Below are 21306 nucleotides of genomic sequence, written 5' to 3' on the forward strand. Positions count from 1 at the left end.
GCTTGCCGGGCGCGCCAGACTGGGTCCGCACACACCTTGACCTGCGGGAGATTCGATGAGTTCAGCTCCAGCCCAGATCGCCGTCACCGGCCTCGCCGTGATGGGCCGCAACCTGGCCCGGAACCTCGCGCGCAACGGGTTCCGCGTCGCCGTCCACAACCGGTCGAAGGGCCGCACCGACGCCCTGATCCAGGAGTTCGGTCACGAGGGCGAGTTCGTGCCCGCGGACGACCTGCCCGCGCTGGTCGCGTCGCTGGAGCGGCCGCGCAAGATCATCATCATGGTCCAGGCCGGTCCGGCCACCGACGCGGTCATCGACGAGCTCGTCCCGCTGCTGGAGGAGGGCGACATCGTCGTCGACGCCGGCAACGCGCACTTCCTCGACACCCGTCGCCGGCAGGACGCCCTGCAGGCCCAGGGGCTGCACTTCGTCGGCAGCGGCGTGTCCGGCGGCGAAGAGGGCGCACTGAACGGCCCGAGCATCATGCCGGGCGGCTCGGTCGAGTCGTACGCCGCACTCGAGCCGATGCTGACCAAGATCGCGGCCCAGGTCGGCGACCAGCCCTGCTGCGTACACGTCGGCCCGGACGGTGCCGGCCACTTCGTGAAGATGCTGCACAACGGCATCGAGTACGCCGACATGCAGCTGATCGCGGAGGCGTACGACCTGCTCCGGCACGTCCTCGGACTGTCACCGACGGAACTGGCCGACGTGTTCCGGGACTGGAACACCGGTGACCTCGAGTCGTTCCTGATCGAGATCACCGCCGACGTACTCAGCCAGACCGACCCGACCACCGGCGGTGCGTTCGTGGACGTCGTCCTGGACCAGGCCGAGCAGAAGGGCACCGGCCGGTGGACCGTGCAGTCCGCGCTCGACCTGGGCATCCCGGTGAGCGGCATGGCCGAGGCCGTGTTCGCGCGGTCGCTGTCCGGTGACGTCGTACGGCGGTCCGCGGCGGCCGGCGTACTGCCGGGGCCGGCTTCGGAGAAGGCCGATGTCGATCGGGATGCGTTCATCGACGACGTACGGCATGCGCTGTACTCGTCGAAGCTCGTGGCCTACGCCCAGGGGTTCGACGCGATCCGGGCCGCCAGCGAGCAGTACGACTGGGACATCGACCTCGGTGCGATGGCGACGATCTGGCGCGGCGGCTGCATCATCCGGGCGCGCTTCCTGGACCGCATCAAGGAGGCGTACGACCGGAACCCTGCGCTGCCCTCACTGTTGGTGGACGACTACTTCAAGGAAGCCGTCGCCAACGGACAGGAGTCCTGGCGCCGGGTCGTGGCGACGGCGGCCCAGGTCGGCGTACCCGCACCCGGCTTCTCCGCGGCCCTGTCCTACTACGACGGCCTCCGCGCAGAACGGTTGCCGGCAGCACTGATCCAGGGCCTCCGCGACCTCTTCGGAGCCCACACCTACAAACGAGTAGACCGAGAAGGCACCTACCACCTCGAATGGTCCGGCAACCGCTCCGAAACCCAGTCCTGACCCATCACGCCGACCGCCCACGCGGTCCGGCGACCCGTCGGGGCGCGGTCCTGAGCTCGGCGGCCAGCGCCCGTACGGCGGCTGGCCGCCTCGGTTCTCCCCGCCCCCGAGCGAAGCTAGGGGGCGGGTTCTTTCCCTTGTACTTGTACTTTCTTCGCGGATTGGCTTGCGGCTCGAACGTATGTTCTAATAGACGCCCAGCGCCAGCCCGCTCACGGCGGGCGATGTTCACAAGGAGATCGCCGCAACGATGACTGTAGACACTCTGGCAGTAGAAGCGCCGTCGGACGTCGCCGACACTCCCGACACCCTCACCCCGACGGACGCCACCCCGGACAACGCTCCGGCGCCCGACGCGCCTGCAGCGGACAAGCCGAAGAAGGCTCCGGCGAAGAAGACCGCGAGCAAGAAGACGAAGACCCTCGAGCTGACGCTGACCGTCACCGGTACGGCCGACGGCGAGTGGCACGCCGAGCTCAAGCAGGGCAGCACCTACCTGGCCCGCAACCTCGCCGTCGCGGCCGCCGCGGTCTCCCGCGCCGCCAAGGAACTGCACGAGGACCTCTCGACCCCGATCGACGAGGTCATCGAGGCCGCGCGCGAACAGCAGGCCGCCAAGGTCGCCGCCCTCGAAGCCGAACTGGAAGCCGCCCGCAAAGCCCTCGCCGACCTCGCGGACTGACCCCCGTCGGCTGACTGCGGCGGCGACCACCGCCGGATCCCAGCCGAGAACAACCGCTTGAACGACAACTGCTGACGTTTGGTGCTTTCCACCCGTCCGGCAACGGACATGTAGGCGCCTCCCCACACAAGGGTGGGAAGTACCAAACGGCAGCTACCCGCAGACATCGCGGCGGCCGCGGTAGCGGCACCAGCTCGCAGACCCCGCAACAAAATGTGACGAACCCGGCGCGCCGCACCTCTGGGCGCGGTCGTGATCGAGGCCTTACCGTAATTCCCTGGGCCGATCCTCCTGGGCCCTGGCCGCTCCCGAAGTGAAGGGGTCAGATGAGCGCTTTTCAGGACATGGGATCGCTGCTGCTGGTCCGCGGCGCGGACCAGCTCGAGCACGCTGGCGGGAGCCTGTACGTCCACCTCCACCGCGTCGCCAAGCGCCTCACCACCCTCGGCGCCTCCGACACGCTCGTTCTGGCCGGCCTCGCCCACGCCGCCTACGGGACCGACGGTTTCCCCACCCACCTGTTCGACTGGCAGAACGAACGCCCGGTCCTGGAGGCCGTCATCGGCCCCGAAGCCGAGCAGATCGTGTACCGCTACGGCGCGTGCGACCGCGAAACCACCTGGCGCGACCTGGCCGAGCACCGCACCGTCACCGACCGCTTCACTGGTACGTCGGAGGAGCTCTCCACCGCGGATCTCCGGGACTTCGTCGATCTGACCATCGTCAACGAACTCGACGTCCTCGACCACGCTCCGGACCTGGCCCCGAAACTCCACCAGTTCCTCCAGGAACAACTCCCGCGATGGCAGTCGCTGGCCTCCCCCGCTGTCCTCACCGAGGCCAACCGGGTCGTCCAGGTCTGACCAACCGGGCCACCTTGCCGTTGCCGGCGGCCGGAGTACCTGGAAAACGCCTGCGCGCCGACGCATGATCGGTACATGGCCAGGTATGAAGTGGTTGCTCGCGCAAAGACCAATCGACTGTCCAACGCCGACTACATCGACCTCGCGTTCAAGTCGTACGCACTGGACGCCGGCATGCGCCTATGCCGGGTCGAGGACCTGCCCGACGGGACGATCGCGATCGTCCTCCAGCACAAGCTCTCGACGCGCAAGCACGACTCTGCCTGCGCGATGGCCAACCGCAGCCTGGCTCAGCTGGGCATCCCGGCACACCAGGTCGAGCAGATCGACCTTCACCGCCTCTCCCGCAAAGGCCGCACCCTCGTGCGCTCCTGGTCCGGCCCCGGCAACCCACCCGGCCCAGACCCCAGCGGCGACCGCGAACCCCGCCACCCCAAGCCCAACCCCCCGCACCTCTCCATCCACCTCGACCTCCCCAAGAGCTGACACCCGGGCGCTCGAGTCGTGGATCCGGGTCCCTGATCGGGGACTCCGCGCACACAATTCCACGACTCGGCGTGCCGACGACCGCCACCGCGCGACCGCCTGTGGATAGGCGGCGCGGGCGGGGCGCGGGGTCGGAGAGAGTGGAGGGATGCTCGGAGAGATTTTCACGGCGGCGCAGGCGCGGAGGGCGGGAATGTCGCCCGGGATACTGCGCAGCAGCCGCTTTCGTAGGGTCGTGGGATCGGTCTATGCGCCGGCCGAGGTTCTCCTGACGCCACGTGTGCGTGCCGCGGCGGCTCTGCTACTCGCGCCCGGTGGGGTGATCAGTCATCACACAGCGCTGGGGCTGTGGTGTGGGACGGGACCGACCTCGGGCGAACTGCATCTGAGTGTCCGGCGCGATCCCCATCGGGTGGTGCCACGAGTTCGCGGCCTTCGGGTTCATGAGGTCCGCAATCTGGAGGGAGTGCCCGCGCTCGGTGTGCCAGTGACACCACCGGAGCGCACGTTCCTCGACGTCGCGTCGTACTGCGACCTGACCGAGCTCGTCGCGGCCGGCGATGCACTGGTACGCCGTACGGATGTCGACCCCGCACGCCTGATCGAGTCGGCGACCGCGGCGGTCGGCCTTCGCGGCATCCGATTGGCGCGGCGGGCTGCGACTCTGGTTCGGCCGGGCGTCGACTCACCGATGGAGTCTCGGCTCCGGCTGTTGCTCGTGCTCGACGGGCTGCCTGAGCCCGAGGTCGGGCGGGTCGTCCTCGACTCCGACGGAGGCTGGTTGGCCCAGCCCGACCTCTGTTACCCGGAGCTCAAGATCGCGATCGAGTACGACGGCCGCCATCATGCGCAGGACATCGGGCAATGGCGGCGCGACATCCGCCGCCGGGAGAATCTCGAACGCGAGGGCTGGCCGGTGCGCGTCATCACAGCCCACGACCTCCTCCACGCCCCCGGCACCGTCGTGGCTCGCATTTCCCAAGACCTCCGTGCACGTGGACATCGAGTCGTGGATATCGGAGGAAATCGTGGACCGATGCGCACCCGAATCCACGACTCGGTGGAGACGTCAGGGTGTGATGACTTCGAAGCGGGTGGCGTAGCGGGTGCCTAGGAGGGTGCCGGCGGGGCGGGAGACGCCTTCGAGGAATTCGGTCGGGTCGAAGTGCGGCCAGTTCAGGCCGTCGATGTAGACCCTGTGCGCGTTCAGCGACTGGACGCCGATGTCGAACGTGTCGGTAGTGTCGACGGCGTGCTTGGCGTTGGGTGAGCCCGCGACCCAGACCTGCCGTACGCCGCCCCAGCGCTCACCCACGTCGGGAAAGATCCAGCGGTTGGCGGCGTCGCGGACTGCGTCGATCGTGGCGCGACCGGTGTTGATGTGATCGGCCTGATTGAGGTTGCCGTCGCCGCCCCACGTGTCGTGGAAGTTGTTCGTGATCACGATCTCCGGCTGATGCCGCCGGATCACCTCTGCGATCACGCGGCGGAGCGGGACGCCGTACTCGATCGTCCCGTCCGGCTGGCCGAGGAACTCGACCTCCGAGACCCCGACGATCCGCGACGACTCGATTTGTTCGGCCTCGCGCAGCGGCCCCGACTTCTCCGGCGGGACTCCGTCGATGCCCGCTTCCCCGGACGTCAGGAGGCAGTACACGACCTCCTTCCCCTGCGCCGTCCATCGCGCCACAGCAGCCGCCGACCCGAACTCCATGTCGTCCGGGTGAGCGATCACTGCCAACGCCTTGTGCCAGTCCTCGTCGACCGGCTGCAGCCCCTCCACGTCAGTCATGCCCGCAGGCTACCCGCGCCGCGTCACCTCGAACACCATCCCGGCGCGCGAGCCGGTCAGCCGAAGATCTGGCGGGTGTACGGATTGGTGAAGGTGTGGGTCGGGTCCAGACGAGCGCGGACGGCGAGGTAGTCCTCGAAGTGCGGGTAGCGCGTGCGGAGATCCGCAGCGGTGAGGGTGTGGAGCTTGCCCCAGTGCGGGCGGGCGTTGTAGTCGGAGACGATCCGCTCGAACGCGTCGAAGTAGGCGGTGTGTGCGAGGCGGTGGTATTGGTGAATGGCGACGTACGCCGTGTCGCGGCCCTGGGCGGTCGACAGCCAGATGTCGTCCGCTGCGGCGACGCGGACCTCGATCGGGAACGGGATGCGCGCACCCGAGGCATCGATCCACTCGCGAAGCCGGCGGATCACGTCGACCACGTTCTCCCGAGGTACGGCGTACTCCGACTCGCGGAAGATCACGTTGCGCTCGGAACAGAACACTGTGTACGACGCGTCGACGTACTCGCGGGCCGACAACGCGCGGGACGCGATCCGGTTGATCCGGGGAACCAGGCCGGGTTGCCTGACCGCGACGCGGTTGGTGAATTCGAAGACCTTGTTGGACAGGAGTTCGTCGTCGATCCAGCCGCGGACCCGGCCGACCGGGGACGCTCCGACGCCGGCGGCGACCCGGTTGTTCCGCTTGGTCAACGCGAGGTCGGTGTGCGGGAACCAGTAGAACTCGAAGTGATCGTTGCCATCGGCAAGCTCATCGAACCCGTCGAGAACCTCCGTGAGCGGCAGCGGCATCTCCTGGGCTCGCAGCAGGAACGCCGGAACGGTCTGCAGCGTGAGCGAGCTGATCACCCCGAGCGCGCCGACGGAGACGCGGGCCGCGGCGAAGACGTCCGGGTTCTCGTCGGCCGAACAGTGCAGCACCGACCCGTCCGCGGTGACCAGGTCGAGCGCGACGACCTGGGTGGCGAGGCCGCCGAGGCGCGCGCCGGTGCCGTGGGTGCCGGTGGAGATGGCGCCGGAGATGGTCTGCTTGTCGATGTCACCGAGGTTCGCCATCGCGAGGTCGAAGGCGGCGAGGCCGGCGTTCAGCTTGCGCAGGCCGGTGCCGGCACCGACGGTCACGCGCCCGGATTCCTTGTCTGCGTTGACGATCGAGGACAGCCTGTCCATCCGGACCATCACCTGCTCGGGCACGGAGCAGCCCGTGAACGAGTGGCCCGCGCCGACGGCCTTGAGCTTCTTGCCCTGCTCGGCGGCAGCCTTCACCATCGCGGCGAGCTCGTCGGTGGAGGACGGCCGAAGGATCTCCACACCGGTGGCCGACTCGGTGCCGGCCCAGTTCCGCCAGGTGCTCATCCGAAGTTCTTCCCCTCGCCCCGGTACGTGACGAGCTCACTCAACTCGTCGCCGTCGATCGCGTGAACGACCTCGAACCGCTCCAGCATTTCGCCCGCCTTCGCATAGCGCATCCAGACCCGGTCTCCAAGATGCAACCCTTCGGCGGACCTGCCAAGGACCGGAGTCTGCACTTCTCCGGCACCTTCTGTGCCCAGCAGCTTCAGCCCGGCCGGCCAGGTCGGCGATGGCAGCCTCGACTTCTTGGCCGGCCCGGACGCGACGTACCCGCCGCCGAAGAGCGTGGCGAATCGCGGGGCAGGACGACGTACGACGTCCAGGGCGTAGGCGACCGCGTGCTCGGGCTTGAAGACGTCGTACTTGTCGAAGAGCGTCGGGCCGTAGAGGCCTGAACCGGCGGTGACCTCGGTGACGACGGGATCGGCGCTGCTGATCTCGACGCTGCCGGTGCCGCCACTGTTGACCAGGCGCAGCGGAGCGATCTGCTTGACGGCGTCGACGACGGCGCCGCGGCGGTCGGCGAGCTCGGCGGCCGAGCGGCGCTTGACCCAGCGGACGGCCGGGGAGGTGTCGGGGAGGCCGGCGATCTGCGCCTCGTAGAACATGACGCCGGTCAGTTCGAAGGTGTCGTCCGCGGCGACCGCGCGGGCGAGGGTGGCGACGTCGACGGGCGTGCGGAGGGGCGAACGGCGGACGCCGAGGTGCTGGCCGAACATCCGCAAGGAGGCGTCGACGTCGAGGCAGACCTGCATGCGGGCGTTGCCGGTCACGACGGACTTGATGAAGGCGAGGTGCTCGGGTGAGTCGATCATCAGCGTGATCCGGGCGGCGGCCTCGGGGTCTTCGGACAGGGCGCGCAGAGCTGTGCGATGCACGGTCGGGTAGCCGATCAGGATGTCGTCCATGCCGTTGTGCGCCAGCCAGAGCGCTTCCGGGAGGGCGTAGCTCATCACGCCGTGGAAGCCGGGGCGCTCGAGCGCGGCGGAGATCAGCGCGCGGCAGCGGACCGACTTGGATGCGATCCGGATCGGTATACCCGCGGCGCGGCGGACCAGGTCGTCCGCGTTCCGGCGGAACGCGGCGAGGTCGACCACCGCGAACGGCGCGTCGAGACCCGCGGTCAGGCGGGCGTACCGGTCGAAGTCACCCATACCGCGAGTGTAAGACAACAAATACTGAAAGGTAATACAACTTCTGCGAACGGTGGGTGGGTCAGGGCGTGTCGATTGTGGATTGGAGGGCGGGGGTGGCTGTGTGGGACCAGGTCGATTGGGTGGGGGGTGGGGTGGTGGCGGTGGCGGCCAGGAGGGCGACTGTGCGGCCTTGGACTACTGCGATGTCGGTGTAGGACTCGGCTCCGGCGTACTGGCGGGTGGCTGCTGTGGCGGCGTCCTCGGTCCAGAGCTGGGTGACGGAGAGGTCGCCGCCGGTGCCGCACGCGGTCATGCGGGAGTGGTAGCCCTGGTAGTAGGCGGCAGCCTCCTCAGCACCGGTGAAGCGAAGGAGCAGCGCCGTTGCAGGGAGGCCAGCGGCGGTGCGGTACGTCGCTTGGAGCGCGTATTGCGGCACCGGAAGCGACCCGGACGGCAGCTGACCAGCACAGCCAACCGGGAGCGCCTCGAACGCCGCCTGGTGTGGCTCGCGCTGCCGGGTCCAGGTCTTGTTGCCCAGGAACCCCGCCTCAGCACCACCCGCGTCGACGTATGTCTTCCAACCAGCCCCGAGCTTGGCGGGCGCCGGGAGGTTGCGAGCACTGAGCGGACCAGCCGAGGCGGGCGGCGGTGCGGTCGCCTCCTCCGGCAGCTCCGGCGGTACGGCGGCATCCGTCGGCTTGACCGTGCTCAGGGTGTTCGTAGGCACCGGCACGGTGCCACCTGGCGTCGGGATAGGCGTGCTGGTGGGCTGGGGCGTCCCAGCAGCCTGAGGCTGCGGCGGGTCAGCACTGCAGCCCACCAGCACCACAGCAAGCACCGCAGCACCAGCGAGCACCGCAGCACCAGTGAGTGCTCTCACTTCGGCTCGAAGTGCTGGTAGTCGGGCTTGCTCCAGCGCGCACCCCAGAAGTACCCCTGCCCGATCAGCGCCTTGGTAGGAGTGTTGCTGGCGAAGAGCATGCCCGGCCGCGACACCGACCGGTTCCGGTACGCGCTCCCGTTCGACGGGTACCAGACGTTGTTCGCCGCCAGATAGGGGTTCTCGACGGTGTTGATGTCGATCGCCCAGCCATAGGAGTGCGGCGACAACGCATACGGGTTGCCGGTGACGCGGCGGCAGTTGAACGCCGAGGTGTTGTCGGCCTCCATCGACCTGATGTCGCTGCCGCCGAACCGGTCCACCCGCCGCATCTGCCGGATCGGGAACTTGGCCGCGAACGTCGCCGTCCACGCTGTGATCATCTTCTGTACGGCGGCATCCCGGACGATCAGCTCACCGCGGTGCACCGTGTGGTCGAAACCCCAGTAGTTCAGCTGCAGCAGCCGCAGCGACGACGGCCGGACCGGACAGCCGGCCCGGTACGTGTACGGCACCATCGCGGCCGAGACGGCGTACACCTTGGGGTTCATGTGCGCCTTGACCACGATCTTGACCGAGGCGGAGTACTCCATCGCCGGCTGGCTGACCCACCGGCTCAGCACCCGGACGGTCCGGGTCGACGGCACGTTGTCCGGCACGCGGAAGAGGTACTTGCCCCACTTGTCCATCGTGGTGATGCCCAGTGCGAGCCACCTGCCACCGACGTACTGCTGCAGTGCGAGCTCCTTGCCCGGCTCGGGCGGCCAGGTTCGCCCGCTGACGGACGCACCGGTCAGCGTCGCGTACCAAGGGGCCGGGGTGTTGACCACGATCTTGCGGTCCTGGATCGGCACAGTCCGGGCCGCCGAGATCGCCAGCGACGTCGTGTCCTTCGCTCCGATGATGGTGCGGAACGCCCAGGTCCCGGGGTACGGCGAGACGAAGCTGAACTTGTAGACCCCGCCAGTCGTGGTCCGGGTCGCGCCACGGAGGACCCACGTGGTCGAGACGCGCTGCCACAGTGTGATGTAGGAACCGGTGATCGGCTTGCTGATCGCGCCGGTGAACACGACGGGCCGGTCCTCCCACGAGGCAACCGGCTGGTTCAGCGTGATCGACCACTCCGGCACCGCCGCGGGAGTGGGAGTCGGCGTCGGCGTCGGCTCCTCCACCGCGGGAGTGGGAGTCGGCGTCGGCTCCTCCACCGCAGCGGTCGGTGGTGGAGGTGGTGTCTCAGCCGGCGGCGTGACCGCAGGAGTCGTTCCCGTCACCTCAGGCGTCGGCTCGTCGGCTGCCTGCGCTCCGGCCGGGAGCAACCCCAGCACCAGCACCACAGCAGTCCCCGCCACCCCGACAGATCGCCACATGCTCATGTGCACGTCCCCTCCCCAGGGATTTATCTACCCACTGAAGAGGACGTCGCACAAGACGTGAAAGTTCTGTTAGTCCTGCAGTCTCTTCACTGCGGCGTCGATTCGCTCGTCCGTGCCGGTCAGGGCGACCCGCACGTGCCGCTCCCCCGCCGTACCGTAGAAGGCTCCTGGAGCGACCAGAATGCCGCGGTCCGCGAGCGCTCCGACGGAGCCGTAGGCGTCGTACGACGGGTGCTCGGCCCACAGGTACAGCCCACCGTTGGACAGGGTGATGGCCCAGCCCGCGTCGGTCAGCGCGTCCCGCAGCACGGACCGGCGGCGCAGGTACCGAGCCCGCTGCTCCTCCACATGCGCGTCGTCGGCGAAGGCAGCAGCCATCGCGGCCTGGATCGGTGACGGCACCATCAGCCCGGCGTGCTTGCGTACGGCAAGTAGCTCGGTCACCACCGTCTCGTCGCCGGCCACGAAGCCAGCGCGGTACCCGGCCAGGTTGGACCGCTTGGACAGCGAGTGCACCGCGAGCAGGTTGTCGAAGCTGCCACCACACACGTCCGGGTGCAGCACGGACAGCGGCCGCGCGTCCCAGCCGAACTCGAGGTAGCACTCGTCGCTGACCAGCAGTACGTCGTTCGCCCGCGCCCACTCGACGGCACGGCGCAGGTCGTCCGCGGAGGTGATCTCACCGGTCGGGTTCCTCGGCGAGTTCAAGTACGCAACCCGCACCGGCCCGTCGTACGTCGTCGGATCGCTGACCGGCACGCTGGTCGCACGGGCGAGCGCAGCGCCGGCCTCGTACGTCGGGTAGGCGAGGTCCGGGATGAGGACGGTGTCACCGGCGCCGATGCCGAGCAGCGTCGGCAGCAGCATGATCAGCTCCTTGGTGCCGATCACGGGCAGTACGCCGGTCTGCGGGTCCACTCCAGTGACATCGAGACGCCGTGCCATCCAGTCCACGGCAGCCTGCCGCGCGGCCGACGTACCGATGGTGGTCGGGTACGACGGTGCGTCGGCCGCGTCCGCGAGCGCCTTCTTCACCAGGTCCGGTACCGGGTCCACCGGGCTGCCGATGGACAGGTCGACGATGCCGTCGGGATGCTCGGCCGCCTTCTGCTTGTAGGGGGCGAGCTTGTCCCATGGGAAGTCTGGCAGCCGGCTGGAGGTCTCGAAGATCACTCCCACATCATCTCTCGCCCAGAGCCCGCGCCGCCGCCGGGCGCCCGCTCCGCGAGAAAGCCGACCGCCTGCTTCACCAGGTCCGGGTCCCGCAGCACCCGCCGGTGCCCGAGTCCCTCGGAGGTCTCCAGCCGCGCGCCCGGCCAGTCCCCGACCAAGTCGGCGCTGCCCTGGTACGACGTCTCCGCGTCGGAGCGATCGTGGATCAGGAGCAACGGCGGCAGCGCCCGGCCGGCGGCGATCTCGGCGACGATCGCGCCCGTCCGGAACGAGCTCATCGGACCGAAGCGCGCCTCGAACCTGCGCTCGAACCCACGCCGGATCCGCGGCCCGAAGCCGAGGACCGCCTGCATTTGATCAAGTGTCACGGCGAAGTCGGTCGCTGCCGCCACGAAGACGAGCCGCTCGACGTCCAGCCCGTCCCGCAGCGCGAGAGCAGTGGCCGTCGCACCGGCCGAGTGCGCGATCACGCCGTACGCCGGTCCCTGCGCGGCAACCACCGCGGTGAGCGCGTCGGCGATCTCGAGGAGGGTCGACGCGGAGCTGCCTTCTGGCCCGGGAGCCGAATCGCCGTGGCTCGGAGCGTCGTACGTGACGACTCGAAAGCCCTGGTCGACCAGCGGCTGGATGTACGCCGCCAACTGCAACCCCCACCCACCCCAACCGTGGACGAGATAGACCGCCGGACCTTCGCCGTACGACAGTCCGCGCAGCGTCCCAACCTCGAACGGCGTTGGTGTGGGCAGCTCACCCCGCGGCCGCCGCGCCTTCTCCGGTACGGCGGGGATGCGGAACCACAGCCGGTTGAGCAAGGCCGTGCCGACCGGTGGTGCGAGGCGCTCGGACAGCCCGAAGACGAGATTCAGCAACCGAACGTTCGTGCTTTTCTTGGCCACGACAAGTCACTCCACACGGTCGGATCGGGCGGCCCGGAGGAGCGCCTCGAAGGCGGTGCGCGCTCGGTCCTCGGCCTTGGGGTCGGCCAGGAGCCGGCTGGCGTGGTGGTACGACAGCAGCACACCTCTGATGTCGTACGCGTACTGCTCGGGGTCCGCATCCTCGCGGAAGTGTCCCTCGGTGATGCCGGTCCGGAAGACGTTCGCGATCAGCTCGGCATGATCGCGCTCGGCGCTGACCACCAGATCGCGGACCGGGCCGGCCGGTGCGTCGTCCAGCTCGGCGGAGACGCTGGCGAAGAAGCAGCCGCCCGGCAGGGCGAGATCACCGTCGTCCCAGCGGAGCTTGCGGTCGAACAACGCCCGCAGCCGCGGCTCACCGCGCGGAGCCTTGAGCGCCGGCCGGACGACGCGCTCGGCGTACAGCTCCACTGCTCGTTCGACGACCGCGACCTGCAACTGCTCCTTGGACCGGAAGTGGGCGAACAGGCCGCTCTTGGACAGCTGCATCCGATCGGCCAGCAGGCCGATCGTCAGACCGCTCAAGCCGCTTGCACTGACCACACGCGCAGCCTCGTCCAGCACCGCGGCGCGGGTCTCCTCACCCTTGCCCACTCGACGATAAAAGCACGACCGTTCACTTCCCGGCAAGGGGTTTTCAGCAGGCCTTGTCCGGGTCCACCTTCGCGAGGATCTGGTCGGCGATCGTCTTGAGCTCGGCGAGCTGGGCCGGCGTGAGCGTGTCGACGACGTACTCGCGGACCGTCGCGACATGACCGGGAGCCGCCGCGACGAGGACGTCGTAGCCGGCGTCGGTGATGGTCGCCACCGTGATCCGGCCGTCGTCCTCGGCCGGTCGACGGGTCACGAAGCCCCGCTGCTGCAGGCGCTTCACCACATGCGACAGCCGGGATAGCGATCCGTTGGCGAACCCGGCCAGATCACTCATCCGCAGCGAGCGCTCCGGCGACTCCGACAACCCGGCGAGTACGAGGTACTCGAAATGGCTCAGTGCCGAGTCCCGCTGGAGCTGATAGTCGAGCACGCCCGGCAATGTGAACAGCAGCGTGGACAGCGACTTCCACGCCGCCAGCTCGTCGGCCTCCAGCCACCGCGTCTCACTCCCCATGACACCAGTCTACGGCCTTAGTTGACGCTTCAAGTCACCCGCGCTAGCTTTAGGTTGAAACGTCAACTCATCACTGAGAGTGGGACATGAACGTCTTTCTGTGGATCGTCGCGGGGGTCCTGGCCGCCTTCTTCCTGGCCGCCGGCGCGACCAAATTGAGCCAGTCGCGCCGCAAGCTGCTCGCGAACCCGAACATGCAGTGGGTCGAGGACTTCTCGGCCGGCACGGTGAAGCTCATCGGCACCGCCGAGGTGCTCGGAGCACTCGGCCTGATCCTGCCCGGTGCCCTCGACATCGCACCGATCCTGGTCCCGCTGGCCGCGGTCGGGCTGGCCGTGATCATGGCCGGCGCGATCGTCACCCACGCCCGCCGCAAGGAGTGGAAGGTGCTCCCGCTCAACGCGGTCGTGCTGATCCTGGCCGTCCTGCTCGCCGTCTTCCGCTTCGGCCCCAACAGCTTCTAGGAAGATAGGACCCAACCGGACGAAGGACGCCGGTTGGAGGGGTGGGCAATGACGTACGACGTGGCAGTGGTGGGGGCCGGGGCGATGGGGTCGGCGGCGGCTCGCGCGTTGGCGGCTGACGGGCGGGAAGTCGTCGTACTGGAGCAGTTCACGCTCGGGCACGACCGCGGTGGATCGCACGGTGGCACGCGGCTGTTCCGGCCGGCTGCCGACAACGCCGACCTCGCGCGGCTGACCGAGCAGGCGCGGCCGCTCTGGCATGAGTTGGAGGCGGAGTCCGGCGAGACGCTGTTCGAGGTCACCGGTGGGATCGACTTCGGCGTGAACGACACGACCGTCGAGGCGTTCCGGTCGTTGCATGCGGCAACCGGCGAGGTGCTGACGGCCGAGGCGGCGACCGAACGGTGGCCGGGGTTCCGCTTCGAGACACCGGTCCTCCATCAGCCGGGCTCCGGACGCCTGTACGCCGACCGCACCGTCAAGGCACTGCAGACGGTCGCAAGCCGGCACGGCGCAGAGTTCCGCGTGCAGTCGCCGGTGCACGCTCTGCGCGTCCACGACGGCTTCGTGGAGCTCGACGTACCAGGTGGGGCGGTGCGGGCGCAGCACGTCGTGGTGACGGCCGGTCCGTGGGCTCCGAGGTTGCTGACAGGACTCGCGCCGCTGCCACCGATCATCTGTACGCAGGAGCAGCCGCGGTTCTTCGCACCGACATCGGATGGCCTGGACTGGCCGAGCTTCCTGAACCACAACGGCAACAGCTACGGGTTGTTCGAGCCCGGAACCGGAGTGAAGGTCGGACTGCACGGCTCCGGTCCGGAAGTCGACCCCGACACGCGGGACTTCGCGCCGGAACCGGGGCGGGACGCCAAGCTGATCCGCCACGTCGAGCAGTGGTACCCGGGACTCGACACAGCACGGTCCACGACGATCAGCTGCCTCTACGACAACACCCCGTCGGACACCTTCGTCATCGACCGGGCCGGACCGATCACGGTCGCCGTCGGGTTCAGCGGGCAGGGCTTCAAGTTCGTACCGCTGGTCGGTGAGTTCGTGCGTGGCCTGGTCACCGGTGCGGCCGCCGTACCGTCGCGATTCCGGATGGCGAGCCACAATGTCCCTCGCTGACCACATCGCCGAGCTGTCGCTGGTGGACCACCATGTCCACGGCGCGGTCAAAGGCCCGCTCGACCGGACCGCCTTCGAGCAGCTGATCACCGAGTCGGACCGGCCGGTCCCGGCGTGGCTGTCGACGTTCGATTCCCAACTGGGCCTGGCGATCCGCCGGTACTGCGCTCCGCTGCTCGGACTGGAGCCGCACGCCACACCCGACGACTACCTCGCGGCCCGCGCGCAGCAGGACCCGAACTCTCTGCTCCTCAACGCCGCAGGTGTCAGCGACTACCTCGTCGACACGGGCTACCAAGCCGACGCGGTGACCGGTGTGGACGAGTTGGCGGCGTCAAGCGGCTCGCGTGCACATGAGGTGGTCCGGCTGGAGTCCGAGCTCGAGTACGTCGCCGCGCACGAGTCCACCGCTGCCGCCGTACCGGATGCGTTTCTACGGCGGCTGGAGAAACGGACTGCCGGTGCTGTCGGGCTGAAGAGCATCGTCGCGTATCGGCATGGGTTCGACTTCGACCCGGCCGAGCCAAACACCAAAGAGGTGTTGGCCGCACTCGACCGCTGGTACGCCGCCGGCGCTGACCGCGTCACTGACCCAGTGCTTCTGCGCTGGCTGCTGTGGATCGGTGCACGCCGCGGCCTACCGCTGCAGCTCCACGTCGGCTTCGGCGACACCGACCTGAGCCTGCGGACCGCCGACCCACTGCTGCTGACCGAGTGGTTGCGCCAGGTGGAGCCACTCGGCACGCAGGTCGCCCTGCTGCACTGCTATCCGTTCCACCGCGAGGCCGGATACCTCGCACACGTCTTCCCCCACGTGTACTTCGACCTGGGCCTGACCACCATGTACGTCGGCGCGCGGGCGGCGGCCGTGGTCGCGGAAGGTCTGGAGCTGGCGCCGTTCGGCAAGCTGCTCTACTCCTCGGACGCGTTCGGCCCGGCAGAGCTGCACTACCTCGGCGCTGTCCTGTGGCGGCGGGCCGTCACGTCAGTGCTCAGCGGCTTCGTCGAGCAGGACGACTGGTCCGCCGAGGACGCCGTACGCGTAGCCGCTCTGTGGGGCCGTGACAACGCCCGGCGGCTCTACCGGCTGCCTTAGAGATAGAGGCCGGTCTGGCCGTCCTCCAGACGGCCGGCCGCGACCGCGTGCAGATCGCGCTCGCGGAGCAGGATGTAGTCGTCACCGCGGACCTCGACCTCGGCTCGGTCCTCCGGGTCGAACAGGACCCGGTCGGCGACCTCGACGGTGCGGACATTGGCCCCGATGGCGACCACCTTCGCCCAGGCGAGCCGGCGGCCCATCTGCGCGGTGGCCGGGATCAGGATGCCGGCCGACGACTTGCGCTCGCCCTCCTGCTCGAGGGAGACCAGGACGCGGTCGTGCAGCATCCGGATAGGCAGCTTGTCGTCGGAGAGCTTCTTGCGAGGAGTCACCGGCGACCCACCAGCCGCCGGATCAGCAGCAGGACGGCGAGTACGCCGACCGCGGCACCACCGACCGCGACGATCTTCTGGGTCCGCAACTGGCCACGCTCGTCGAAGACCTGCGCCTTCGCGTGCTCGACCTGGCGCTTGGCCAGGTTTTTCGGGTGCGCCCGGTCGACCAGCTCGTCCACCGTGGAGGCCAGCCGTGCCCGAGTGGCGGCGATGTCCGCCTCGATCTGCTCGGCAGTCCGAGCCTTCGCCTTCGTGTCCGACACCTGTCGGCGCTCCCTTCATTCGACGGGCCAGCCCCGGGATGGCCGGGCCTGCCCTGCGTACATCCCATCCTCGCAGGTCAGGCCTGCAAGTCCACGACCACCTTGATGTCATCCGGTTCGCGGACCAGCGCGCTCGGCCAGTCGGACAGCGGCACGGTCCGGGTGATCAGCCGCTCCAGCCAGGTCCGGTCCGCGGCGAGCAGCACGTCGACGGCATCGGCGTAGTGCCGCTTGCCCGCGTTCACCGAACCCACCAGCGCGGCATTGCGGACCACCAACTGCCGGATCAGGGCATCCAGCTGTACGTCGATCGACGCGGGACCGGGCGAGATCCCGATCAGGCACATCACCCCGGCCGGCGCGAGCAGCTTCGCGCAGTCGAACACCACCTGCCCGGCCCCGGTCGCCTCGATCACCACATCCGGTACGACGCTCAGCTCGGCGAGGTCGGTCAGATAGGTGCCACCGAGCGCTCGCACCAGCTCCGGCTTCGGCCCGTCCGGCACCCGGTCCAGGACATGGACGTCGTACCCGCGCTGTGTCGCGATCAGGGCGGACAGCAGTCCGATCGGCCCAGCCCCGGTGACGAGCACGTGCTGCGGCCCGAACCAGGACCGCCGGCCGGCCAGATCGACCTGCTCCCAGGCCTTGGTGATCACACTGGCCGGCTCCACGAGTACGCCGAGGCGCCCGAGCTCTGCCGGGATCGGTACGGCGAAGAACGGGTCGACCCGCCACCGCTCGGCGCCGTACCCGTCCATCTCCTTGATGCCGCGCTCGGTGTACAAGCCGTTGCGGCAGAAGTCCCACTCACCGCGTTCGCACGCCGCACAGGGCTCCGGGTCCGGGCGGCGGACCACACCGGCCACCAGATCGCCTGTGGCGAAGCCAGAACCCGCCGGAGCCTCCAGCACCCGCCCCAGCGATTCATGTCCGATCACCAGGTGATCCGAGCCCGGCCGCCCGCTACCGAACGCTCCGGAGACCAGCTCGATGTCCGTCCCGCAGATGCCGGTCAGCAACCCCTCGACCAGCACGGAACCGTCGGAGGTGGGCGGGTCCGCGACCTCTCCGAGCTTCGCAGAGTCGGCTTTCCCCGGTATGACTGTCATGGCCCGCATGCGCCAACTCCACCCTGCGGCCCCTGCCCGCGCAAGTCGCCACTCAGGCTCCCCGCCCACGTACGATTGCGAGCAGTTCACCCCGTTCCCCTGGAGGGCCTGATGTCCGAACGTCTGTCCGTCGGCGATGTCGCACCTGACTTCACCCTGCCCGATGCCGATGGCAACGAGGTCGCACTGAAGGACCTGCGCGGGAAGAACGTGATCGTCTACTTCTACCCGGCCGCGATGACGCCCGGCTGCACCAAGCAGGCCTGCGACTTCCGCGACTCGCTGGACTCGCTGCAGGCCGCGGGGTACGCCGTACTCGGCATCTCACCGGACAAGCCCGCGAAGCTGGCCAAGTTCCGCGAGCGCGACGGCGTGACGTTCCCGCTGCTGAGCGACCCGGACAAGCAGGTGCTGACCGCGTACGGCGCCTTCGGCGAGAAGACCATGTACGGCAAGAAGGTCACCGGCGTGATCCGCTCCACCTTCGTGGTGGACCCCGAGGGCAAGGTCTCCGTGGCGCAGTACAACGTCAAGGCCACCGGTCACGTCGCCAAGCTCCGCCGCGATCTCGGCCTCTGATTCGGGCCGGTCCAGACCACTCCGCGCAGGGAAACCTTCGACCGTTTCACGGCGATGGTCCATGGAACGGTCGTTTGAGGAAAGTCTCCGGTGTGATTTGGATCACACCCCGATCTCACCGGATCGGAGTGATGGGACTACCGTCGGTGACTTTTTGAGTGTTCTTGCGAAAGAGCGGTACTCCCAGGACCACCGGCGTTCGGTTGCGGTCTACCCCCGGGTGTGTCAAGAAGTACTCCGACCTTGGCCCTGACCAGCCGAAAGCGGGTAATCTGCGCGCGCAGTCAGCCTCTGGGAGGGAGGGACCTGCCGCGATGGGAAAACATTCCTCTGCGGTGACGCGAAGTAACAACAACCGTCGTTCGGTGTACATCACTGCGGTCGGGCTATTGGTGGTGTCGTTGGGCGCCGTCTTTGTGGTCCGCTCCTTCGGATCGCAGTCCGGCGCCGACGGGTTCCTCGGCGGGCAGTCGTGTGACGACCCGACGCAGGTCTCGTTGAGCACCACACCCGAGATGCAGCCCTCGCTGGAGGCCGCGGCCAAGTCGCTGGCCGGCAAGGGGGGCGACGACGGAACTCCGTGTCTGCAGTTCACCATCAGCGGGGCTCCCTCGGCCAAGGTGGCCCGGGACATCGCCAGCGGCAGCGACAACCGGCCCGACCTGTGGGTGCCGGACTCGTCTCTGTGGGTGGCCCAGGCCGACGACGGCCAGAGCGTCCCGAGCATCGCCGTACCGTCCGTCGCGACCTCGCCGCTGGTGCTGGTCGGGCGGGGCGCCAACTTCGCCGACACCTCGTCCTGGCTGCGCGCCCTCGGCGCCTCGGATCCGGCCCTGCTGGACCCGCTGAACACGTCGCCCGGTGCGCTCGCGCTGCTCGCAGTGCAGTCCGAGCGGCAGAAGACCTCCGCCTCCGACACCCAGGTGTCGCAGGTGATCGTGCCGCTCGCGCAACGACTCGGTTCGATGGCCAAGCCGTACTCCGACGTGAACGCACTGTTCGGCCGGGCGGACCAGGACGGCAGCAAGGTCGTCGTACCGGCGTCGGAGCAGAGCTTCGTGAAGTACCAGGAGGAGCACCCGGACGCCCAGCTGAAGGCGATCATGCCGGCCACCGGCACGCTGGCGCTGGACTACCCGATGGTGGTCACCGCCAAGGACGACGCCGAGACGATCACCGACGCCGGCAAGGCGCTCGCGGCGGAGCTGCTGTCCGACGCGTCGAGCCAGGCCCGCGACCAGGCCGGTTTCCGGGACGCACTGTTCAGCCCGCTCAGCGGTGGCCGCGGGGTCGGCGACCTGACCCAGCTGACCAAGCCGACCGGCGAGGCGATCGAGAAGGCGCTGCAGAACTGGACCCGGCTGTCGCTGTCCACCCACTCGCTGGCGGTCATCGACGTCTCCGGCTCGATGGCGGAGCAGGTCGGCGGCAAGTCCCGGATGCAGCTGACCATCGAGGCGGCGAGCGGCGGTCTGTCGCTGTTCCCAGACAGCGCCTCGCTGGGGCTGTGGACGTTCTCGACCCGGATCGGCTCGGACGGCGGCGACTACAAGGAACTCGTCCCGATCGCGCCGCTGTCGTCCGGCCAGCGGGGCAAGATCCTGGCCAACCTGAAGATCCAGCACGCGGTCGCCAACGGCGGCACTGGTCTGTACGACACCGCGATCGCGGCGGTCCGCGCGGTCCGGAACCAGTACGACTCGAGCGCGGTCAACTCGATCCTGCTGTTCACCGACGGCAAGAACGACGACCCGGGCAGCCCGACCCTGGAGAAGACCATCCAGACCCTGGAAGGCCTCCGCGACCCGGCCCGCCCGGTCCGCATCATCGCACTCGGTATGGGCCCGGACGCGGACGCCGAGGAGCTCCGCAAACTCGCCCAGGCCACCGGCGGCCAGTCGTACGTCGCCCGCAACCCCGGCGACCTGCGCACGGTGTTCATCGACGCCCTGCAAAGCCGCTGACCGGACGCTGCTCCCCTAGGATGTCTTTCCGAGGGGAGCAGCGCTGCGCCCCAGCCAGAGTGGTGGAACGGCAGACACGCCGGCTTTAGGTGCCGGTGCCCCCGGGCGTGCGGGTTCGAGTCCCGCCTCTGGCACTTCAGGCGGCGTACTCGGCCGGCGTACTGCGCAGTGGTGAGTCGCCCGGGCGGAGGTTGAAGGCGGACGCCGCCGAGCCGCCACGGATGACGAGTTCGACGAAGTCCGTGCCCGAGCTGCCGAGGATCAGACCCGCGGCGCCGAGAGGTACGTCGGTCAGGTGGCGGTAGCAGCCGACCTCGGTCAGGGTGATCGAGCCGTCCTGAGTCCGGCCGGCGACCGGGATGGACGCCCCGATGGAGAACCCGATCGCGGCGGCGCCGCAGTCGAGCTTGCAGTTGCCGAAGTTGTCGACGACGCTCACGGTCGGCTCGGCGTCGTCCAGCACGGGTACGGCGGTCGGTGTCGACGGGACGGCGTGGCCGTCGGTGAGCCACTTGGCGAGCAGCGGCAGGTACCACAGGCTGCGGAACTGGGTGTCGGCGATCCTCTCGAGCTCCTCGGCACTGAACTCGGCCCAGTCGCGCGCCGCCTCGACGACCTCGCGGATGTCCGTCACGGCGACCCGATCGATGCCGAGCTCACGGCGTACCAAGGACAGGGTGCGCGCGTCGAACGTGCTCGCGACCAGATGCCGGCCGTAGGTGAAGAAGCAGAACGGGGCGCCGTTGGGCCACTCGCCGTCGCGGGGCGCGATGTTGACCAGCGTGATGGTCGGATGGCCGTCCTCCCCCAAGGACTCGGTCGATCTCAGGCAGTCGAGCAGGGTGAGTGCGGCGAACGACTCCGGATCGGGCCCGTCGGCGGCCACGATCGTCGGCGACTGGCCGAACAGGGCGCCGATCCGGGTGCTGAGTCTGGCGCGGGCGTTGCCGCCGAAACAGTCGGTGACATAGGTGATCGGGTACATCGAATCTCTCCAAGGATGTGCAGGCAGCTGGGAAAAAGAGAGAGGCCCCCGACACAGGGGGCCTCTCGCTGCAAGCACATGCGCCTACGCCGCTAGAGTCCTCCGCATCGAGGGCTCAGC

Annotated in this window: 23 protein-coding genes and 1 tRNA gene; 11 read left to right on the top strand and 13 right to left on the bottom strand. The window is 68.8% G+C overall.

Annotation, left to right across the window (positions count from 1 at the left end; all coding sequences use genetic code 11):
• Positions 1-55: 55 nt before the first annotated feature.
• The 5 genes from gndA (at position 56) to ACIBG5_RS32805 (ending at position 4640) form a co-directional block, all read left to right on the top strand.
• Positions 56-1495: an NADP-dependent phosphogluconate dehydrogenase gene (gndA, locus tag ACIBG5_RS32785; protein WP_396395399.1), complete on the top strand. Its 1440-nt coding sequence runs from the start codon at positions 56-58 to the stop codon at positions 1493-1495.
• 250 nt (positions 1496-1745) lie between these two features.
• A complete protein-coding gene (locus ACIBG5_RS32790) occupies positions 1746-2177 on the top strand; it encodes a DUF6319 family protein (RefSeq protein WP_396395400.1) in 432 nt (143 codons plus the stop codon).
• Positions 2178-2503: 326 nt separating this feature from the next.
• The gene (locus ACIBG5_RS32795; protein ID WP_396395401.1) at positions 2504-3040 is read left to right on the top strand and encodes a DUF6817 domain-containing protein; all 537 of its coding nucleotides are present in this window, start codon (positions 2504-2506) and stop codon (positions 3038-3040) included.
• A 75-nt stretch (positions 3041-3115) separates the two neighbouring features.
• Complete coding sequence (locus ACIBG5_RS32800; RefSeq protein ID WP_396395402.1) at positions 3116-3526, top strand: hypothetical protein; 411 nt, start codon at positions 3116-3118, stop codon at positions 3524-3526.
• A gap of 481 nt (positions 3527-4007) precedes the next feature.
• On the top strand, positions 4008-4640 hold the full coding sequence (locus ACIBG5_RS32805) for an endonuclease domain-containing protein (protein ID WP_396395403.1): 633 nt from the start codon (positions 4008-4010) through the stop codon (positions 4638-4640).
• On the opposite strand, the gene ACIBG5_RS32810 is transcribed toward ACIBG5_RS32805, so the two are convergent.
• From ACIBG5_RS32810 to ACIBG5_RS32850, 9 genes are all read right to left on the bottom strand, one after another.
• Positions 4596-5318, bottom strand: coding sequence for a PIG-L deacetylase family protein (locus tag ACIBG5_RS32810; protein WP_396395404.1), 723 nt, complete (start codon positions 5316-5318; stop codon positions 4596-4598). The two genes, ACIBG5_RS32805 and ACIBG5_RS32810, sit on opposite strands and share 45 nt — an antisense overlap.
• A 56-nt stretch (positions 5319-5374) precedes the next feature.
• Positions 5375-6673: a D-arabinono-1,4-lactone oxidase gene (locus tag ACIBG5_RS32815; RefSeq protein ID WP_396395406.1), complete on the bottom strand. Its 1299-nt coding sequence runs from the start codon at positions 6671-6673 to the stop codon at positions 5375-5377.
• Positions 6670-7824, bottom strand: a complete 1155-nt coding sequence (locus ACIBG5_RS32820) for an amino acid deaminase/aldolase (RefSeq protein ID WP_396395407.1) — start codon at positions 7822-7824, stop codon at positions 6670-6672. Before ACIBG5_RS32820 ends, ACIBG5_RS32815 begins: the two co-directional genes overlap by 4 nt.
• A 61-nt stretch (positions 7825-7885) precedes the next feature.
• A complete protein-coding gene (locus ACIBG5_RS32825; protein ID WP_396395408.1) occupies positions 7886-8533 on the bottom strand; it encodes a hypothetical protein in 648 nt (215 codons plus the stop codon).
• Positions 8534-8682: 149 nt separating this feature from the next.
• Positions 8683-10059, bottom strand: a complete 1377-nt coding sequence (locus tag ACIBG5_RS32830; protein WP_396395409.1) for a M15 family metallopeptidase — start codon at positions 10057-10059, stop codon at positions 8683-8685.
• A gap of 69 nt (positions 10060-10128) precedes the next feature.
• Positions 10129-11229, bottom strand: coding sequence for a succinyldiaminopimelate transaminase (dapC, locus tag ACIBG5_RS32835; RefSeq protein ID WP_396395671.1), 1101 nt, complete (start codon positions 11227-11229; stop codon positions 10129-10131).
• Positions 11229-12128 carry an alpha/beta fold hydrolase gene (locus tag ACIBG5_RS32840; protein ID WP_396395410.1) on the bottom strand — a complete coding sequence of 300 codons (900 nt, stop codon included), beginning with the start codon at positions 12126-12128 and terminating at the stop codon, positions 11229-11231. Before ACIBG5_RS32840 ends, dapC begins: the two co-directional genes overlap by 1 nt.
• A 6-nt stretch (positions 12129-12134) precedes the next feature.
• Positions 12135-12743, bottom strand: coding sequence for a TetR/AcrR family transcriptional regulator (locus ACIBG5_RS32845; RefSeq protein ID WP_396395411.1), 609 nt, complete (start codon positions 12741-12743; stop codon positions 12135-12137).
• Positions 12744-12786: 43 nt separating this feature from the next.
• Positions 12787-13257 (bottom strand): MarR family winged helix-turn-helix transcriptional regulator, encoded by a 471-nt coding sequence (locus ACIBG5_RS32850; protein WP_396395412.1) that lies wholly within the window; start codon positions 13255-13257, stop codon positions 12787-12789.
• 86 nt (positions 13258-13343) lie between these two features.
• On the opposite strand from ACIBG5_RS32850, the gene ACIBG5_RS32855 reads away from it, so the two are divergent.
• From ACIBG5_RS32855 to ACIBG5_RS32865, 3 genes are read left to right on the top strand one after another with little or no spacing between them, the layout of a single operon-like run.
• A complete protein-coding gene (locus ACIBG5_RS32855; protein ID WP_396395413.1) occupies positions 13344-13721 on the top strand; it encodes a DoxX family protein in 378 nt (125 codons plus the stop codon).
• Positions 13722-13769: 48 nt separating this feature from the next.
• On the top strand, positions 13770-14849 hold the full coding sequence (locus ACIBG5_RS32860) for an FAD-dependent oxidoreductase (protein WP_396395414.1): 1080 nt from the start codon (positions 13770-13772) through the stop codon (positions 14847-14849).
• The gene (locus ACIBG5_RS32865; protein ID WP_396395415.1) at positions 14836-15945 is read left to right on the top strand and encodes an amidohydrolase family protein; all 1110 of its coding nucleotides are present in this window, start codon (positions 14836-14838) and stop codon (positions 15943-15945) included. The genes ACIBG5_RS32860 and ACIBG5_RS32865 overlap by 14 nt, the downstream gene beginning before the upstream one ends.
• Here the strand turns inward: ACIBG5_RS32865 and ACIBG5_RS32870 are convergent.
• The 3 genes from ACIBG5_RS32870 to ACIBG5_RS32880 form a co-directional block, all read right to left on the bottom strand.
• Positions 15942-16235, bottom strand: a complete 294-nt coding sequence (locus ACIBG5_RS32870) for a co-chaperone GroES (protein ID WP_360453437.1) — start codon at positions 16233-16235, stop codon at positions 15942-15944. The genes ACIBG5_RS32865 and ACIBG5_RS32870 overlap by 4 nt on opposite strands.
• 41 nt (positions 16236-16276) lie before the next feature.
• Positions 16277-16546 (bottom strand): DUF3618 domain-containing protein, encoded by a 270-nt coding sequence (locus ACIBG5_RS32875; RefSeq protein ID WP_396395416.1) that lies wholly within the window; start codon positions 16544-16546, stop codon positions 16277-16279.
• Positions 16547-16623: 77 nt separating this feature from the next.
• Entirely contained in the window at positions 16624-17667 is a 1044-nt protein-coding gene (locus tag ACIBG5_RS32880; protein ID WP_396395417.1) for a glucose 1-dehydrogenase, read from the bottom strand.
• A gap of 102 nt (positions 17668-17769) precedes the next feature.
• Between ACIBG5_RS32880 and bcp the strand changes: the two genes are divergently transcribed.
• The 3 genes from bcp to ACIBG5_RS32895 all read left to right on the top strand — a co-directional run bounded on the left by bcp (position 17770) and on the right by ACIBG5_RS32895 (position 20335).
• Entirely contained in the window at positions 17770-18237 is a 468-nt protein-coding gene (gene bcp / locus ACIBG5_RS32885) for a thioredoxin-dependent thiol peroxidase (protein WP_131361816.1), read from the top strand.
• 365 nt (positions 18238-18602) lie between these two features.
• Positions 18603-20201: a substrate-binding domain-containing protein gene (locus ACIBG5_RS32890; protein ID WP_396395418.1), complete on the top strand. Its 1599-nt coding sequence runs from the start codon at positions 18603-18605 to the stop codon at positions 20199-20201.
• Between the two features lie 53 nt (positions 20202-20254).
• Positions 20255-20335, top strand: a tRNA-Leu gene (locus ACIBG5_RS32895).
• Between the two features lie 2 nt (positions 20336-20337).
• Here ACIBG5_RS32895 and ACIBG5_RS32900 read toward each other — a convergent pair.
• The gene (locus ACIBG5_RS32900) at positions 20338-21186 is read right to left on the bottom strand and encodes an SAM hydroxide adenosyltransferase (RefSeq protein ID WP_396395419.1); all 849 of its coding nucleotides are present in this window, start codon (positions 21184-21186) and stop codon (positions 20338-20340) included.
• Between the last annotated feature and the right edge of the window lie 120 nt (positions 21187-21306).

It is taken from the genome of Kribbella sp. NPDC050241 (genome assembly GCF_044459685.1).
In the GTDB taxonomy this organism is placed as follows: domain Bacteria; phylum Actinomycetota; class Actinomycetes; order Propionibacteriales; family Kribbellaceae; genus Kribbella.